Consider the following 15,865-nt stretch of genomic DNA (forward strand, 5'->3'; position numbering starts at 1 on the left):
GCATGAAGCGGGAAAACTGATGACCTCCATCGTTCCGGATCCCCGATCACACCCGAACCGGATCGGGGTGTGGCGCGACCCGCACTTGTCGACGCGGGAACTCGAAGTCCTGGTCGCCTGGGTCAAGTGCGACTCGAAAACCCAAGTGGGAAAACAGCTCTACCTCTCGATCGGCACGGTCAACACGCATATCACCCGCATTCGCGGGAAGTACGCCGCCGTCGGCCGGGCGGCCAACACCAAGGCCGCGCTGGTGGCGCGGGCGCTGCAGGACGGCGTGGTCGAGCTGGACGAGTTGTAGCCGCGCTGCTCTTCTCCAGCTCCGACGCTAACACCGCGATAGTCACGCCGACATCATTCGAACGACCGATGCGCGTCGAGCGCGATCCGCTGCCACCGGTTGTGCTGTCGGACGATTGACCGACAGACAACGATGCCGAATCGTGACATCGTCAGGGTTCGCGGACGAAAACGACCACGACGACGGCCGGCACCGCGTCGACGTGCAGATCTGTTGCGCCCACGATCTTCTCGGGCTAGAAGACCGCATGCGGAAGGTGTGGGGACGGATCGTGAATCGACGGCAAACGTATGAGGTGACTGTTTCGGCCGCGGAGCTAGCGGCGCTCATCCTGGCGGTGCACGAGGCGGCCGGACAGTCGGGGGGACCTTCGGCGCGCCGCTGGCGGCACGGCAACGTTGTCGGCATCAGCACGCCGCGGGTGCGCGATCTGCCCCTGGCGACGGTGCGCGCCAAGCACGTCGTCGCGCGCAGACCGGTCGCGGCGATCACCGCCGCGCTGCACCGGACCGTCGCGGTGGACGTGATCTTCACCCTGGACGACGACGTCGCCTGCGCGCAGTTCCACTGCGCGACAACTCAATCCGAGATCACCCTGGCGCAGGAACGGACCTGGGCGGAGTATCTGTCGACCAAGACGTCGGCGGCGCTCATCGCGACCGGCATCACCACCAGCCTGTCGGCCGGATACGTGTGCGCCGCCGAGGCCGGGCTACAGGTGCCCGCCGCCGCCGATCAGCCACGGATTGAAGGTGCAGGCGAGGTCGGGGTGGCCGGCCGGATCGAGGGCGCGCAGGGCGATGGAGAGAGCGCGCGGTGAGTACATCAGCGTCTGGTGATCGGAGAGGTCGAGTTCGCAGCCGTCCTGGAGGGTGATGTTCTGCACCGACGCGCCTCCGGCGGGCCGCAGGAAGGTCAGGTTGTAGGGGGTCATGATCTCGTCGTAGCGGGTGCCGACGATCGTGTAGTCGATGCCGGGGATGGTGTCGCCGCCGGCATTGAGCCGATTGACGAAGTCCGAGCCGACGGTCTGCTCGGCGACCGCGTGACCGACCACGATCGAGCTGGTGCCGACCGCGTCGATGCCGATGGTGTTGATGGCGCGGCCCAATGCGGCGATGCCGTCGATGGTGGTGCCGTGATGCGTTGCGCCGAACGTGATCAGGTTGCGTACCTTGTCCGCACCGCCGTCGAACTTGGTGTACCAGTTGGCCATTGCGCCGCCCTGCGAGTAGCCGATGATGTCCACGGCCGGCGCACCGGTGGCCGCCAGTACCCGGTCGACGAAGGTGGACAGCTGCGCGGCCGAGTCCTCGATGTTGCCGGTGCCCATCACGCCGGGCAGCAGCGGCGGGAGCCCACCGCCTTGCGCCGGGTCGGCGCGGCCGTAGTTGAAGGCGAAGGTGCAGAAACCCGCGTCCTGGATCGGCCGGCTCATGAACGCGAAGCTGTTGTAGGCGTTCATCCAGGTGCCGTGCAGCAGCACCACGGGGCGTGGATGCGCGGCGTTCGGCCTGCAGTTCCAATCGTTGGCGCCCGGTGGCGCGGCGTCCGGGTTCACCAGCCCGTAGCCGAACGCGGACAGCCAGGACGGCTGCGCGGGACCTGAACCCACTGTGTCGCTGGCGAATCCGCCGGACAGGCCGGCGCTGAAGCCGTAGTCGGTGATGGCCGTGCCCCGGCCGCGCGGGTCGATGCGGTCGGCGATGCGCTGTTCGATCGTCGCGTCCCGCGGTGCGGCGTGCGCGGCCGGGCCCGCGCCGCCGAGCACGAGTGCCGTGACGGCCAGCAGGACGGCCAGGATCGGTGATCGGCTGGAGGTCTGTCGTTGCATCGATACAGGCAAACAGCGAGTCATGGAGCGGATATAACCACGGCGCCAATGCCGCGTAAATCTCGTCCAGCTGCGGTAAACCTCTTCCAGCCTCGGTGAAAAGTCGCTGGCCGGAACAGCACAGTGCCCACCGGTCGGCGCGTGCGGTCGCCGTCCGATGGGCACTGTCGTCACGGACAAGGGGTACCGGACCGGGGGCGGGGTTGAGGTCCCGGTCCGTGCCCGCGAGCGCCGTGACGGTAGCGCATCGCGACGGAACAGGCTGTGCGGGTTAGGGTTCCACCAGCTCCGGCGCGATGCACGTTCTTCGGGAGGTTACAGTCCGCCGCCCCCGCCGATCACCCAGGGATTGAAGGTGCAGGCCAGGTTCGGATGGCCCACCGGGTCCAGCGCGCGCAGCGCGATGGACAGGGCGCGCGGCGAGTACATCATCGTGAGGTGATCGGAAACGTCCTGCTCACAGCCCTCCTGGAGGGTGATGTTCTGCACGGTCGCGCCGGGCCCCTGCTTCAGGAAGGTCAGGTCATAAGGGTTGGTGACCTCGTCGTACCTGGTGCCGATGACCGTGTAGTCGACACCGGAGATGGTGTCGCCGTTGGCATTGAGCTGGTTGACGAAATCCGATCCGATGGTCTGCTGAATGCCCGCGTGGCCGACGAAGATCTCGATGAAGCCGAGGATGTCGATGCCGAAGTTGTTGATCGCCCGGCCGAGCGCGCCGATGCCGTCCAACGACGTGCCGTGGTGGGTGGCGCCGAGGGTGATCAGGTTCTTCACCTTGGCCGCGCCGCCGTCGAACTTGGTGTACCAGTTGGACATCGAGCCGCCCTGGGAGTGCGCGACGATGTCCACCTCACCGGTGCCGGTGGCGGCCAGCACCCGGTCGACGAAGGTGGCCAGTTGCTTGGACGAGTCCTGGATGTAGCCGGTGCCGTTCACCCCGGGCAGCACCGAACCGAGACCGCCGCCCTGGACCAGATTCGAGCGGCCGTAGTTGAAGGTGAACGTGCAGAACCCGGCGTCCTTGATCGGCTGGCTCATGAACGCGAACGCGTCGTAGGCGTTGCTCCAGGTGCCGTGCACCAGCACCACCGGCCGCGGATGCTCGGCGGTCGGCTTGCAGTTCCAGTCGTTGGTGCCCGGCGGCGCGGCGTCGGGATTGAACAGGCTGTACCCGAACGCGGCCAGGAACGCGGTGGCGGGCGGGCCGTAACCGACTGTGTCGCTGGCATATCCACCGGACAGCCCGGAGCTGCTGCCGGAGCCGCCGAAGCAGTTGCCCGAGCCGTTGCCCGAGCCGGCGCCGCTGCCGGAGGTGCACGCGGAGCCGGACGCACTGCCGGAGTCCGCGACCGGCGCCGCCGGGCGGCCCGCCGCGATGTAGTCGGCGAGTTCCTGCTCCGTCGATTGCGCGGCGGGCTCGGCACTCGCACCGACCCCGGCGATCCCCATGACCAGCACCGAGACACCCGTGATCACCGCCGCCGTCAGCGATGAACGGCCGAAGGTACTTCGTTTCATTGCATGCCTTCCTACGTCGAGCACAGAATTCGAGTAGCGGCGCCGAGGTATGCCGGTCGACGACACCGAAACTGCGCCAACGCTAAAACCGAACCGACCGGCAACCCACCGGACGTCGCGGTTCCTGGACAGCTCACCAAACCCGCTGTCGCGGTTAGTTAAACGGCACAGTCCGCCCCCGGAAAACACTTCGGTGAGGAATAGTCACAGTGCAATCGATGGGCTGCTTACCGCAGCACACAAGGGCACGTGCCTTTCTCTAAGCGGCGGCCGGGCGGGACGGTGAGGTATCCAGATAAGTGCCGGAATCATGGAGCGAATAGGCGCGGCGACCGACCATGGGTGAATCTTTTCCAGCCGTCGGCGCGAAGCCGGTGGCAAACCCTGGGAGACCGCCATGTTCGCCTCCGTCCGCTCGAACTACCGCGGCACCGCGTGCACGGTACGACGCACCGCCCGCACCCTGTTCGGCGCCGTCGCCGTCGCGGCCGCCCTGGTGCACCTGCCCACCGCCGTCGCCGACAGCACCGGCTCGGCCGACCTCGCGTTGCCGGATGTCCTGCGCAGCCTGGTTCCGCCGGCGCCGCAACCCCTTCCCGCACTGCACGGTCCGGCGACCGCGATCGTGGTGCTCGGCTACGGCCTGCTGCCCGACGGCAGCATGCGCCCGGAGTTGGTCGAGCGCCTGCACGCCGGATTCGTGCAGGCCCTGCTCGCGCCCGCGTCGCCGATCATCGTCACCGGCGGCAATCCGCACAACGGGATCACCGAGGCCGGGGCGATGGCGGATTGGTTTGTCCAGCACGGTATTCCACCCGAGCGAATCCACCTGGAGCCGGACGCGGACTCGACCGTGCAGAACGCCGTCCGCTCCGCGCGGATCATGCGCGCGATCGGCGCGCGCGACGCCGTGGTGGTCACCTCGGCCGACCATATCGACCGCGCCGTCGGCACCTTCACCGCGGCCGGCGTCCAGGTGGTCGGCGCGGTCACGCCCGATCAGGTGCCGCGCCTCACGTGGCAATTCGGCCCAGGTTCGTAAAAGGAGCAAATCATGCGCGATATCTCAATGAATGCCGCCGGGCAGGTTCAGGCATTGGTCGATCGCCGTTATCGTTCGACGACTCCGTACGACGTGAGCCGGAGCAAGATCCGGGAATTCGCCCGCGCCGTGCAGGATTATCACCCGGCGCATTGGAGCGCGGACGCCGCGGCCGATCTCGGTTTCCCCGGCTTGGTCGCGCCCGCCACCTTTTCCGCCATCATCCTGAGCCGGGTGCAGCGGGAAATACTGGATACGGTACTCACCGGCTATCGATCGTCGCGAATTCTGCATGCCGACCAAGTTCTCGACCTCGGCCGTCCTCTGGTCGCGGGCGACCGGCTGACCTGCGATATCTATTTCGAATCATTCCGGCATTTCGCGGACTACGACGTGCTGTCGATCAAGAGCGTGCTGGTCGATCAGCACGGCGAGCCGGTGCAGACCGGCTCGACCGCCCTGCTCGCCCGGACCGGGCTCGCCGATCCGCGATTGGCCGAGACCGTGCGCGAGATCGCCATGCGGGGCTACTCCCCCGCCGGGTCCGGGCAGCTGACGGTGGCGAGCGCGGATCGGATCGTGCCGCCGGACAACTACCGAATACCCTGCACCACAGCCGGTTTCGATGAGCTGACGGTAGGCACGGAACTGCCCTCCCGGACCGTGCGGCTCTCCCGCGGTGACCTGGCGAATTACGCGGCCGTGGTCGGCGACCTCGATCCGGTCGGCTGCGATGACGCGACCGCGAGCGGACTGCCGTCGGCGGTCGCGCCCGGCATGCTGAAACTCGGCATGGCGGCGTCGTTCCTGAGTTCCTGGCTGGGCGATCCGGCCGCGGTCACCAGGTTTCGCGCCCAGTTCGCGCATTACACGCACTATCTGCGGATTCCGCCGTTCGCGACGAGCGCGATCGAGTTCACCGGCCGGGTGACCTCGATCGACCCGCGCCGCCGGCGTGCCACCATCGCGATCGACGCGCGCTCCGACGGGCGCAGGCTCTTCGGCTATGCCGCGGCGGAAGTCCGCTTCCCCCTTGACGATTGACTAGACCGCGGCGCCCTCGGAGCTGAGCAGGCCCACCAGCCGCGCCAGCCGGCGATGGGACTCCAACCGGGCCGCGCGATCGTAAGTGCTGGTGTGCACCAGGATTTCGTCGGCGCCGGTCTGGGTGATCAGTCGCTCCAGTTGCTCGGCGACCTCGTCCTCGGTGCCGTGCACGTGACCGCGCAATGCTTCCTCGAAGATCCGGCGCTCCCGATCGGTCATAATCAGCGCCTCGATCTCGGCGGGCGGTATCAGGGCCGGGAATTCGCCGCGGGTGCGCGAGTAGGCGTTCGACCACGCCTCCGGCAGCAGGAGGCGGTGCGCCTGCGCGGTGGTATCGGCGATGACGACCGAGCCCGACACCATGACGTAGGGCTCGGCGCCCCACGGGGTGGCCTGGAACTCGGCCCGGTAGCGCTCGATCGCCGCCACCATCCGATCCGGCCCGCCTACCGCGGCGATCACCAACGGGAGCCCGAATCGGGCGGCCCGCTCCGCGCCCGAGTCGGTGGCCAGCAGGAACGCCGGGATCCGCAGCCCCTCGGCGGGCCAGCCGTGCACGCCGTCGCGGCCGTGGGCGAAGTAGTCGAGCAACTCGGTCAGCTGGGCGTCGAAGTCCTCGGCGTCGCGTTTGTCGTGCCCAAGTGCGCGGCGCACGCCGTCGGTGAATCCGACGGATCGGCCGAGGCCCATGTCGATCCGGCCCGGATACAGCGATTCCAGCACGCCGAATTGTTCGGCGACGATCAGCGGCTGATGGTTGGGCAGCATGACCCCGCCGGTGCCGATCCGGATGCGGTCGGTCGCCGCCGCGGCGGCCGCGGCGAGCACGGTCGGCGCGGAACCGGCCACACCGGGCACGCTGTGGTGCTCGGACACCCAGAACCGGTGATAACCCCACTCCTCGGCCAGGCGCGCGAACTCGACGGTGTCGCGCAACGCCGCGGGATGGCTCTGGCCGCGCCGGACGCGGGAGCGGTCCAGGATGGAGAACCGGACGGAGGGAAGTGCCGAGGTCATATCTGTGTCAACGCGACGAGCGGCCGGTGATTCCGCGCTGCGCCGACGGTCACTTCGGCGACGGCAGTTCCAGCACCTTCGACAGCACGTCCCAGGCGCGGGGCAGTTCCGCCTCGAAGTCGGGCCAGGTGTGCATGCCCGCGGCGTCGTATTCCACGGTGGCGGGGATGTTCAGCTCGCGCAGCCGTCCGGCGAACCGCTCGGTGCACGAGCGCGCGCCGGCCTCCAGCGCCGCGCCGCCGCCGGCCACGCGCAGGGCCTCGACGATGGTCGGCGACTGCGCGATGGCGACCAGGTCGGCGCCGGTCGGCACGCCGGTCGCGGCGGAGAGGTAGATCGCGGTGCCGCGCAGTTCCGCCGCGCCGAGCAGGCTGTCGTGTTCGGCCCACTCCGGGGAAGTCGGTGGGCCCCAGAGGTTCTCGACGTTGCCGCCGCGGGAGGCGACGGTGATCGTGGTGACCGCGTGGCCGAGCGGGTCCGCGGTGGAGTAGCAGCCGCTCAGACCGGCCACCGCCCGGTAGCGCCCCGGGTGTCGCTGCGCCAGCATCATCGCCGCCTGCGCGCCCATCGAGACGCCGGCGATGGCGCGGCGGCCGCTGGACTTCAGCAGCGACTCCACGATCGGCGGAAGTTCCTCGGTGAGAAAGGTTTCCCAGCGGTTGAGGCCGAGGGCGGCGTCGTGGCGGTCCCAGTCGCTGTACATGCTGCCGGTGCCGCCGCTGGTCAGCACCACGTCGACGGGCTTGTCCGCGAAGAACTCCGCGGCGCCGCCCTTGCTCAGCCAGCCCGAGGTGGTTTCGCCGTCGACCCCGTCGAGCAAATACAGCGTCGGGCGCGGGCCGGTGCCGGTGCCGCGCAGCACGTCGACCTCGATGACCCGGCGCATGGCCGCCGACGCGATCTTCAGGTGGTCGCGGTGCGGGCCGGCGCTGTCGACCGAGATAAGCCCGGTCCGGGTCATGGCCGGGTCGACGGCGGGCGGTGGCGCGCTCGGCACGCCGGGGGTGTCCGCGACCGCGGGCACCGCGACCGTCGCGGCGATGACCGCCATCGCCGCCGTGCTGAACGTCCCTCGGTATCTCATCGCGCGGCGGCGGTCCGTTCCGCCTGCCGGGCCGCCACTCGATCTCGCTGTTCCTCGAATCGGGTTGCCTTCACGGCCAATTCGTCGAGGTAGGCGCCGAGTTCGTCGCGGGCCCGTTCGCCCTCGCCGGACAGGTCGGTGCGTTCGAACACGTTCCACGCCCGCAGCACCGGGCGCACCACGACGTCCAGGTGCTGGCGTAGGTCGTAGATGCCGTGCTTGGCCAGTACCACCGCGTTGCGGCGGAAGTTCGGCTGCGTGAGGCCGGGCATCTGGAAGCGCGTGACGATGTCGGTGATGGCACGAAGCGTCTCGTTCGGCATCAGGTCGAGAGCGGCGGCGCTGATGTTGCGATAAAAGATCATGTGCAGGTTCTCGTCGGCGGCGATCCGTTGGAGCATACGCTCGGCGATGGGTTCGGCGCAGGCGGTTCCGGTGTTCCGATGACTGATTCTGGTGGCCAATTCCTGCAATGTCACATAGGCGACCGAGCGCAGAAATTGGGGCCCCTTCACCGGTTTCGCGATTCCGGTGGTCATATGCGCCATCCTGGCCTGTTCCAGCAGCACCGGATCGACCGCGCGGGTGACCACCAGATAGTCGCGCATGACGATGGCGTGCCGGTTCTCCTCGGCGGTCCAGCGCCCCACCCAGGTACCCCAGACGCCGTCCAGGGAGAACGATTCCGAGATCTCGCGGTGATAGGACGGCAGGTTGTCCTCGGTGAGCAGGTTGGTCACCATCGCGGTCCGGGCCACCTCGGTGAGTTTCGATTGACCGGGCTCCCAATCTATTCCGCCCAGCGCGGCGAAATTGCGGCCGTCGTCCCAGGGCACATAGTCGTGCGGGTTCCACGCTTTGGCTTTGCGCAGATGCTCGTTGAGCAATCGTTCGGCGACGGGTTCCAGTTCGCGGAGAATATCGGTATCGGTCAACGCGGTCGTCACTCGTGCTCCTTATGCTCGGCGCGGGCAGCGCGGCGAAATTCGACACTAGGCCGGAAAGATCAAGCGGAACGCCCGATTTCGTGATCATTGGTCGAGGTGACGACCGGTATCCGGACTTGCTGGGCCGGATCACAATCGGTCGCCTCCTGCGGTTCGGCCACCCGGTACAGGCCGGGTGCCCGGCCCGCGGCGCGGATGCGGTCGAGCAGGTCGTGGGTGCGGGCGGCGAGCTCTGGGATGCGCGCGGTGGGGCCGGTGGCCACCACCGCGGTCAGCGGCACCTGCGCGGCCTCGGTCAGCACGGTCAGGACGTCGGCGGTCATCGACGGCGCGCCCACCCTGGCGGGCCGGATATCGGCCGGTACCAGCACCGTCCCACCCGCCGCGGACAGCAGCGACAATGCCCGCGAACCGAGCGGATCGGCCAGTGCGGCTTGCACTCTGCGCAACTTGCGCCGGGCGGCCGCGGGGCCGGCGCCGGGTCTTCGTTCGTCGGGATGGGCCGGAATGCTCAGCGCCACCACCTGATACGCGGGCGCGACGGCGATCCCGGTCTGCTGTACCAGGTCACCGACCGCGTGCCCGCCGAGCAGCGCGGACACCATCGTCTGCGCCGCGGTCTGGTGTTCCCTTGCGACCAAACGATGTTCGTCGACATAGGCGGTGGAGGCGGTCACCGTCACCATTTCCAGCACCCGCAGAATCAGCTGAGCGGCGGCCACGCCGTCATCGTCTTCGGTATGTGCCGCAACGAATTCCAGGCCGGAGCGGAGTTCGTCGTGATAGGCGGCGAGCACGGTTTCCAGGGCGATCCCCTCGCGTGCCCAGCGCATTGCGGCACCGGCGATTTCGGTCGGCTCGGCTACCCGGCGCCCGGCGCGCGGCGCGAGCGATTCGACGGCCGCCGCCATGCAATCCCGCGTGGTCGTCGCGACCTCGCCGGACAGCTCACCGCCCGCTCGGGGCGTCAGGTAGTCGAGCAGTTTCGACGCCAGACTCTCGGAACTCGAACCAACCCGCATAGCCGTCATGACTATCGAAGGTTAACGGCGGATCGTGATCGAATCGGGATACGTTCCCGAAATCAGGTAAGTCATCAGCCATCCGTTGCCGCATTGGGCGAAATCACAAGCACCGGAGTGATTTTCGCCATGTCAACTGTGCTGGACGCCAAGAATTCCGGCAGCCGTTCCGTTCATCGCGCACGGCGTTTTCCCGCTGCGCCGCCAACGACGCCCCCGAATAATGTGTGACGCAGCGCCGACCGCGCATTCCGGCGCTGCGTCGTGGTCACCCTAACGCCATGCTCCGGCCGCCGGACAGACATCTCGGCGATCCTCGGGAACGGTCATCGGCGCGCCACGCACCGACTGGTAAGTCGCACAAACATCACGCCCTGCGCAGGCCGTGCCGGGTGTCGCAGGGCCATCGGCACCCGAGTCGAACCTGTGAGCTCTCCCATCGGATGTGACGAACAACTGTGCAGTAACTCTCACCAGAGATAACATCGAGCGCTGCGCCCCCGTACGGCGACGCTGCACAGTTTTCGAAGGGCATAACACCACACATGAGCGGTACGCGAGACAAGCTGGAAGAGCTACGGGGGATCCTGGAGCTTGCTGAGGAACCCGCCGGCGAAACCGGCATCGCGAAGCGCAAAGCCAAGGGGATACCGAGCGCTCGGCAACGGGTGCGCGCGCTGCTCGATCCGGGCAGCTTCGTCGAGATCGGCGCGCTGATGCGCCAGTCCGCGCAGCCGGGCGCGATGTACGGCGACGGCGTGGTCACCGGCCGCGGCCGCATCGACAACCGGCCCGTCGTGGTGATCGCGCACGACCAGACCGTGCACGGCGGCTCGGTCGGCGAGATGTTCGGTCGCAAGGTCGCCGCCGCCATGGAGTTCGCCTACGAGAACGCCTGCCCGGTGATCGCGATCAACGACTCCGGCGGCGCCCGCATCCAGGACGCGGTCACCTCGCTGGCCTGGTATGCGCTGATGTGCCGGCGCCAGGGCGACATGTCCGGGTATGTGCCCCAGGTGGCCGTCATGCTCGGCAAGTGCGCGGCCGGTTCGGTATACGGGCCGGTGAACATGGACGTCCTGGTCGCCACCGAGAAGTCGTACATGTTCGTCACCGGGCCGGAGGTCACCAAGGAGGTGACCGGCGCCGACGTGAGCGCGGAGGACCTCGGCGGCGCCGCGGCGCTGACCCGCAACGGCACGGTGCACCACGTCGCGCCCGACGAGCAGGCCGCGTTCGACTGGGTGCGCAACTACCTGAGCTACCTGCCGTCCAGCTGCCTGGAACAGCCCCCGGTGGTGAATCCCGGCCTGGAGCCGGAGGTGACCAGCCATGACCTCGAACTGAATTCGATCATCCCGGATTCGGACAAGGTCGGCTACGACATGCACCAGATCCTGCTCCGGATCTTCGACGACGGTGACTTCCACGAGCTGGGCGCCGGCACCGCGCAGAACCTGATCACCGGTTTCGCCCGGGTCGACGGCCGCAGCGTCGGCGTGGTCGCCAACCAGCCGCAGGCGCTCGGCGGCGCGCTCGACGCGCAGGCCTCGGATAAGGCGACCCACTTCATCCGGCTCTGCGACGCGTACGGGCTGCCGATCGTCTTCGTGGTCGACACGCCGGGCGTGCTGCCGGGCATCGAGGAGGAGCGCAACGGCGTGATCAAGCGCGGCGGGCGCTTCTTCCGCGCGGTGATCGAGGCCACCGTGCCGATCGTGACGGTCGTGACCCGCAAGGCCTATGGCGGTGGCTACGCGGTGATGGGCTGCAAACAGCTCGGCGCCGACATCAGCCTGGCCTGGCCGACCGCGCGGATCGCGGTGATGGGCGCGGAGAGCATGGTCGGCATCGTCGGCCGCAGGCAGCTCGAGGCCGCCCCGGTCGACCAGCGGGCCGCGGTGCGGCAGCAGATGATCGACTTCTACAACGCCACCATGGCCACCCCGTGGATCGCCGCCGAGCGCGGCTACATCGACGCGGTCATCGAGCCGTCGCAGACCCGGCTGGAGATCCGCAAGGCGCTGCGGTTGCTGCGCGAGAAGGACACGGCCAAGCCGAATCCGCGCAAGCACAGCCTGCTGCCGGTCTGAACGCGCACACCCGGTTGTGTTGGGTCACAACGCAACCGGGCATCGGGTCGTGGGGTTTACGGTGATCGCGTTCGCGCCGAACGGCTTCGGGCGCGGTGGCATAGGTTCTAGAGCGTGCCCGGCCGTCGTTCGCCACGACTCGGACACGCGACGTGCCCGCCGAGCCTGTACCCTACCCTCGTCCGGCGGGCACGCCGCACTCTCGGTCAGCTGCGGCTGCCCCAGCGCAAATCCGCTGTGGCCCATTCCATTTCCCACATCCGCAGGCGCCGCCGGTCCAGGCTGCGGCGCAGGACCAGATAGCTGCCCGCCACCACGATCATCGCGCCGAGCAGCGCGCCGCCGGTGAGCAGGACGGCCTTGCTGAGCGCCTGGCTGCCCGAGGGCGGTTCGACAATCTTGTTCGCGCCGTTCAGCCAGATAGTCACGGATTGGCCCGGTTGCACGAGGGCGGTCGATTGGTAGTCCTCGGTGTGCACCACGCCGTCGGCGTCTTTCCACTGCACCTTGGCCGGCATGATCGGCGCGTACAACGGCGCCTTGCCGGTCTCGGTCACCGTCGCCTCGACCTGGTGCAGCTGCGCCGTCTTGGCCTGCACCACAGCGGTTTCCGTGTGATACACGCTGACGCCGACGGTCAGCACCAGCACCGGGACGATTATCAGGAACACCAGCGCCAGCGTCGCGGCGACCATGGTCTGCACGCGATCTTCCTTGCGGCGCATCGGGTTTCGGTCCAGCCCGACGCGGCGGCACGTCCTGCGATACATATTCACCGACCCTGTGGTCATGACGGTGACTCCTCGGTCCGGAATTCGGTGGTGAGTGCGACGAGTGTGGCGAAGTATTCCTCGATGAGCTCGGGCAGGGCGCTCGGATCGTCGCCGGCGGCCCAGGTCTGCAACGCCGAGATGAGCAGGCCCGCCCCGGCGGCCACCGCGGTGGCCGGGCGCACGTCCCGCTCCGGGTCGACGCCGAGCCGGGCGGCGATGATCCGCACCGATTCTCGCTGACCTTCGATGCGGATGCGCTGATATCCGGCGAACAGATCGGGTTCGTCTTCGAAGAGCTGGAACAGCGTCCACCGCCGGGCCAGCAGCGCGGCGCGCTCGCCGCCGTATTCGACGGCGAACCAGTCGTGCACGGCGTTGCGATAGGCGAGCAGCGGCGATTCGTGCGGCGGACGGCGGCAGAGAGCCTCGTTGAACAGGTGCACGTCTTGATCGACGTCGCCGAGGATGGCCTCGGCGATGGAGGTGAAGTGGCGACTGAAGGTGCGCCGGGTGACGCCGGCCCGCACCGCGATGTCCTCGACGGCGACCGCCCCGAGCCCCCGCTCGGTGAGCAGGTCGAAGGCCGCGCGCGACAACGCTTCCCGGCTGCGCCTGGTCCGCAGCCGACGGCCATCGAGATCGACACCATCGTCGCTCATAGCGTCACTCTACCACCTTATTGTCCCAATGGGACAATACTTCGGGCCCGGGTCGGCGCGTTTCGGGGTCTCGACGGAGTGGGCCGGCTTCCCGCCGAGCGCGCTACAACGTTTGCCTGGTTATCAGATGCCCAATTCGGCCGAGCCGAATCATGAAGGTGGCCGCGGGTTCAGGCGCGGCGGATGCTCGACGGCTGATCGAGGATCCGCGGCTGGCGGCGGCGCAGCGCCTGCAACAGCGAGACGGTGTACTCCGGCGGCGCGGCGTGCACCGAAAGCTGGTTCGCCACAGCCCGATACGCGTCCAGGTCGCCCTGCTTGTCCAGGTACAGCGCGCTGGTGAGCTGCTGTAGGTAGACGATGTCGGGCAGGTCGGCCTCGGCGAAGCGCAGAATGGTGAACGCGCCGTCGGCCAGCGCGGGCCCGCCCACGTGATCGGCCAGCACCTGGACGATGACGTTGTTCTTGGCGACGACCCGCAACAGGTGGTCGATCTGGTCGTTCCACACCGCGGAGCCGCCGATCGGCCGCGACAGCGCCGCTTCCTCGACGACCACCCACAGCTGCGGCGGATTCGGGCGGTCGAGGATCTCCTGGCGCCGCACCCGCAGCGCGACCCGCCGTTCGATGGCCTGCTGCGGCTCGCCCGAATGCGCCAGCGACAGCAGGGCGCGGGCGTATTCCGGGGTTTGCAGCAACTCCGGCACGGCCCTCGGCTCGTAGGCGCGGACCAGCGTCGCCGCCTGTTCCAGGCCGAGGTACGTGTCGTACCACTTGGGCAGCCAGTCGTTGTCGCGATGCCACCAGCCCGAGGCATTGCCCTGCCGGGCCAGTTCCAGGTATTCCTCGCGTTCGGTCGGATCGGTGACCTGGTAGAGGTCGAGCAGATCGACCAGGTCGCGCACCCGGAACCCGGTGCGGCCGAGCTCCAGCCTGCTGATCTTGGATTCCGAGCCGCGAATCGCCTCGCCCGCGTCCTCGCGGGTCAGCCCGCAGCCCTCGCGGAGCTTGCGCAGCCTGCTGCCGAGCATCATCCGGAGCACGGTCGGCCCGCCCGCCGGTCTCACCCCGCCGAACGGCGGGGAATCAGCCGGCTTTCGCACCTCCGAAGGACGCATTCCCCGAGTCTGCCATGCCGGGGTTACTTGTTTCTACTGACGAAAGACCCTGTGCCGGTGCCGGACCGCGAGTCCACCGGCCGCCCAGAACGCGGATTCCCGGGCCGCGACGCCAGTCGAGAACGGCACGCGGACCGAGATCGGCGCAACTTCTCCGCGCAACCGCTCGGCGCGGCGAGGCGATTCGACACCGCGGCGACTCAGCGCAGTGGCTCAGCGCATCGACTCAGCGCAGCGCGATATCCGCCGTCGCGCGCCCGAACAACTTCCGGCCGTCACACGTCGCCGTGAGCGACACCGTGGCCGTGCGCCGCTCGGGATCCAGCGACTTAACCTTGCCGCGGAACTCGATCTCGCTGGCCCTGGTGGCCGCGACCGGCGCGAACCCGGCGAACCGCACGCCGTAGTTGGTGACGGCCACCGGATCGCCCAGCCACGAGGTCAGGTAGCCGGCGCCGAGGCCCATGGTGAGCAGCCCGTGCGCGACGACGTCGGGCAGCCCGGCGCTGCGCGCGACCACATCGCTGAAGTGGATCGGGTTCGAATCACCGGACACCCCGGCGTAATTCACCAGATCGCCGCGGGACAGCGGCATCGAGCGCACCGGAAGTTCCAGGCCGACCGAAAGATCGTCGAAGCTCATGACGGTTTGCGGGGCGCGCTGCCGGTCGAGCGGGTCGGCCTGCGCGGGCTCGTCGAAGCACTCGACCACCCCCGCCGCCGCGCCGGCGGCCGCGCGCTGGGCCGCCGCGTCGTTGCGGTCGGCGCCGGACTGGCCGGTCATGATCACGCCGTCGACCGCGGTCACCAGCTCCTTGGCGATTTCCACGCCGGTCTGCGCGACCGCGGTGGAGGTCGCGGTCTGCAACAGTTCCTTGTGCTGGTTGGTGAGCACGTTCTTGGTCACCATGAAGTCTTTGTCGCCGAACTGCCGGAACGACTCGATGTAGGAGACGCAGTGCAGCTGATCCCCGGCCAGCACCGGCCGATGCACCTGGATCGACTGTTCGGTCTGCAACACCTGACCGATGTCGTAGGCGGTGAGCACCGACTCGAACATGTTGCGCTGCATCAGCATCAGCACGATCGAGGTGAAGGTCAGCGGCGCGATCAGACCGTCGTAGCCCAACTCGGCAGCGGCGTCCTCGTGCCAGTGCGCCGGATGTCTGTCGTGCACCGCGCGGGCGAACTCGCGGATCTTCTCGCGCCCTACCTCGTAGTGCTCGGTCATCCGGTAATGCCGTCCCACCAGTGCCAGTGCTTGTTCGGACGCGGTGGTCGTGATGTCGTTCATGTGCCTCTTTCGCGAATCCTGGCGTCGAGCTCGCCCGGACCGGCCCACAATACCGAAACACGACGAGGTCGCATCGCGGGGGCAGTCGGTCCGGACCCGGCCCAGCCGACATC

15 protein-coding genes are annotated in these 15,865 nt (G+C 68.4%); 5 read left to right on the plus strand and 10 right to left on the minus strand.

The features are described from left to right. Window positions 1-19 precede the first annotated feature (19 nt). Window positions 20-301: a LuxR C-terminal-related transcriptional regulator gene (locus ACFYO1_RS16205; protein ID WP_387231181.1), complete on the plus strand. Its 282-nt coding sequence runs from the start codon at window positions 20-22 to the stop codon at window positions 299-301. Window positions 302-572: 271 nt separating this feature from the next. Beyond that, window positions 573-1,121: a hypothetical protein gene (locus tag ACFYO1_RS16210; RefSeq protein WP_387231183.1), complete on the plus strand. Its 549-nt coding sequence runs from the start codon at window positions 573-575 to the stop codon at window positions 1,119-1,121. Here the strand turns inward: ACFYO1_RS16210 and ACFYO1_RS16215 are convergent. Together ACFYO1_RS16215 and ACFYO1_RS16220 are read right to left on the minus strand one after the other, a co-directional pair. Next, complete coding sequence (locus tag ACFYO1_RS16215) at window positions 1,014-2,135, minus strand: esterase/lipase family protein (protein ID WP_387231184.1); 1,122 nt, start codon at window positions 2,133-2,135, stop codon at window positions 1,014-1,016. The genes ACFYO1_RS16210 and ACFYO1_RS16215 overlap by 108 nt on opposite strands. A 315-nt stretch (window positions 2,136-2,450) precedes the next feature. Then, window positions 2,451-3,656 (minus strand): esterase/lipase family protein, encoded by a 1,206-nt coding sequence (locus tag ACFYO1_RS16220; RefSeq protein WP_387231186.1) that lies wholly within the window; start codon window positions 3,654-3,656, stop codon window positions 2,451-2,453. A gap of 397 nt (window positions 3,657-4,053) precedes the next feature. Between ACFYO1_RS16220 and ACFYO1_RS16225 the strand changes: the two genes are divergently transcribed. Together ACFYO1_RS16225 and ACFYO1_RS16230 are read left to right on the plus strand one after the other, a co-directional pair. Next, on the plus strand, window positions 4,054-4,698 hold the full coding sequence (locus tag ACFYO1_RS16225) for a YdcF family protein (protein ID WP_387231188.1): 645 nt from the start codon (window positions 4,054-4,056) through the stop codon (window positions 4,696-4,698). 12 nt (window positions 4,699-4,710) lie between these two features. Next, window positions 4,711-5,742, plus strand: coding sequence for a fused (3R)-hydroxyacyl-ACP dehydratase subunits HadA/HadB (locus ACFYO1_RS16230; protein ID WP_387231190.1), 1,032 nt, complete (start codon window positions 4,711-4,713; stop codon window positions 5,740-5,742). On the opposite strand, the gene ACFYO1_RS16235 is transcribed toward ACFYO1_RS16230, so the two are convergent. The 4 genes from ACFYO1_RS16235 to ACFYO1_RS16250 are packed head-to-tail and all read right to left on the minus strand — an operon-like array spanning window position 5,743 to window position 9,824. Continuing rightward, the gene (locus tag ACFYO1_RS16235; RefSeq protein ID WP_387231192.1) at window positions 5,743-6,762 is read right to left on the minus strand and encodes an LLM class flavin-dependent oxidoreductase; all 1,020 of its coding nucleotides are present in this window, start codon (window positions 6,760-6,762) and stop codon (window positions 5,743-5,745) included. It abuts the gene before it with no gap. A gap of 49 nt (window positions 6,763-6,811) precedes the next feature. Then, window positions 6,812-7,846: an alpha/beta hydrolase gene (locus ACFYO1_RS16240; protein WP_387231193.1), complete on the minus strand. Its 1,035-nt coding sequence runs from the start codon at window positions 7,844-7,846 to the stop codon at window positions 6,812-6,814. Continuing rightward, window positions 7,843-8,793, minus strand: coding sequence for an acyl-ACP desaturase (locus tag ACFYO1_RS16245; protein WP_387231195.1), 951 nt, complete (start codon window positions 8,791-8,793; stop codon window positions 7,843-7,845). The genes ACFYO1_RS16240 and ACFYO1_RS16245 overlap by 4 nt, the downstream gene beginning before the upstream one ends. 59 nt (window positions 8,794-8,852) lie before the next feature. After that, window positions 8,853-9,824 carry a transcriptional regulator gene (locus ACFYO1_RS16250; protein ID WP_387231196.1) on the minus strand — a complete coding sequence of 324 codons (972 nt, stop codon included), beginning with the start codon at window positions 9,822-9,824 and terminating at the stop codon, window positions 8,853-8,855. A gap of 536 nt (window positions 9,825-10,360) precedes the next feature. On the opposite strand from ACFYO1_RS16250, the gene ACFYO1_RS16255 reads away from it, so the two are divergent. Next, complete coding sequence (locus tag ACFYO1_RS16255) at window positions 10,361-11,908, plus strand: acyl-CoA carboxylase subunit beta (RefSeq protein ID WP_387231198.1); 1,548 nt, start codon at window positions 10,361-10,363, stop codon at window positions 11,906-11,908. Window positions 11,909-12,114: 206 nt separating this feature from the next. Here ACFYO1_RS16255 and ACFYO1_RS16260 read toward each other — a convergent pair whose 3' ends face one another. The 4 genes from ACFYO1_RS16260 to ACFYO1_RS16275 all read right to left on the minus strand — a co-directional run bounded on the left by ACFYO1_RS16260 (window position 12,115) and on the right by ACFYO1_RS16275 (window position 15,752). Then, entirely contained in the window at window positions 12,115-12,699 is a 585-nt protein-coding gene (locus ACFYO1_RS16260) for a hypothetical protein (protein WP_387231200.1), read from the minus strand. Continuing rightward, complete coding sequence (locus ACFYO1_RS16265) at window positions 12,696-13,340, minus strand: TetR/AcrR family transcriptional regulator (protein WP_387231202.1); 645 nt, start codon at window positions 13,338-13,340, stop codon at window positions 12,696-12,698. The genes ACFYO1_RS16260 and ACFYO1_RS16265 overlap by 4 nt, the downstream gene beginning before the upstream one ends. A gap of 170 nt (window positions 13,341-13,510) precedes the next feature. Beyond that, window positions 13,511-14,458 (minus strand): helix-turn-helix domain-containing protein, encoded by a 948-nt coding sequence (locus ACFYO1_RS16270; RefSeq protein ID WP_387231204.1) that lies wholly within the window; start codon window positions 14,456-14,458, stop codon window positions 13,511-13,513. 226 nt (window positions 14,459-14,684) lie between these two features. After that, window positions 14,685-15,752: a fused (3R)-hydroxyacyl-ACP dehydratase subunits HadA/HadB gene (locus tag ACFYO1_RS16275; protein ID WP_387231206.1), complete on the minus strand. Its 1,068-nt coding sequence runs from the start codon at window positions 15,750-15,752 to the stop codon at window positions 14,685-14,687. Window positions 15,753-15,865 lie beyond the last annotated feature (113 nt).

The sequence above is a fragment of the Nocardia sp. NPDC006044 genome (assembly GCF_042871115.1).
In the GTDB taxonomy this organism is placed as follows: domain Bacteria; phylum Actinomycetota; class Actinomycetes; order Mycobacteriales; family Mycobacteriaceae; genus Nocardia.

Excerpts from the sequence above, each read along its gene's own strand:
- ACFYO1_RS16265 (WP_387231202.1), bottom strand. The coding sequence starts at position 13,340 with ATGAGCGACGATGGTGTCGATCTCGATGGCCGTCGGCTGCGGACCAGG.
- ACFYO1_RS16220 (WP_387231186.1), bottom strand. The coding sequence starts at position 3,656 with ATGAAACGAAGTACCTTCGGCCGTTCATCGCTGACGGCGGCGGTGATC.
- ACFYO1_RS16250 (WP_387231196.1), bottom strand. The coding sequence starts at position 9,824 with ATGACGGCTATGCGGGTTGGTTCGAGTTCCGAGAGTCTGGCGTCGAAA.
- ACFYO1_RS16230 (WP_387231190.1), top strand. The coding sequence starts at position 4,711 with ATGCGCGATATCTCAATGAATGCCGCCGGGCAGGTTCAGGCATTGGTC.
- ACFYO1_RS16255 (WP_387231198.1), top strand. The coding sequence starts at position 10,361 with ATGAGCGGTACGCGAGACAAGCTGGAAGAGCTACGGGGGATCCTGGAG.
- ACFYO1_RS16225 (WP_387231188.1), top strand. The coding sequence starts at position 4,054 with ATGTTCGCCTCCGTCCGCTCGAACTACCGCGGCACCGCGTGCACGGTA.
- ACFYO1_RS16205 (WP_387231181.1), top strand. The coding sequence starts at position 20 with ATGACCTCCATCGTTCCGGATCCCCGATCACACCCGAACCGGATCGGG.
- ACFYO1_RS16260 (WP_387231200.1), bottom strand. The coding sequence starts at position 12,699 with ATGACCACAGGGTCGGTGAATATGTATCGCAGGACGTGCCGCCGCGTC.
- ACFYO1_RS16235 (WP_387231192.1), bottom strand. The coding sequence starts at position 6,762 with ATGACCTCGGCACTTCCCTCCGTCCGGTTCTCCATCCTGGACCGCTCC.
- ACFYO1_RS16270 (WP_387231204.1), bottom strand. The coding sequence starts at position 14,458 with ATGCGTCCTTCGGAGGTGCGAAAGCCGGCTGATTCCCCGCCGTTCGGC.
- ACFYO1_RS16215 (WP_387231184.1), bottom strand. The coding sequence starts at position 2,135 with ATGCAACGACAGACCTCCAGCCGATCACCGATCCTGGCCGTCCTGCTG.
- ACFYO1_RS16240 (WP_387231193.1), bottom strand. The coding sequence starts at position 7,846 with ATGAGATACCGAGGGACGTTCAGCACGGCGGCGATGGCGGTCATCGCC.
- ACFYO1_RS16275 (WP_387231206.1), bottom strand. The coding sequence starts at position 15,752 with ATGAACGACATCACGACCACCGCGTCCGAACAAGCACTGGCACTGGTG.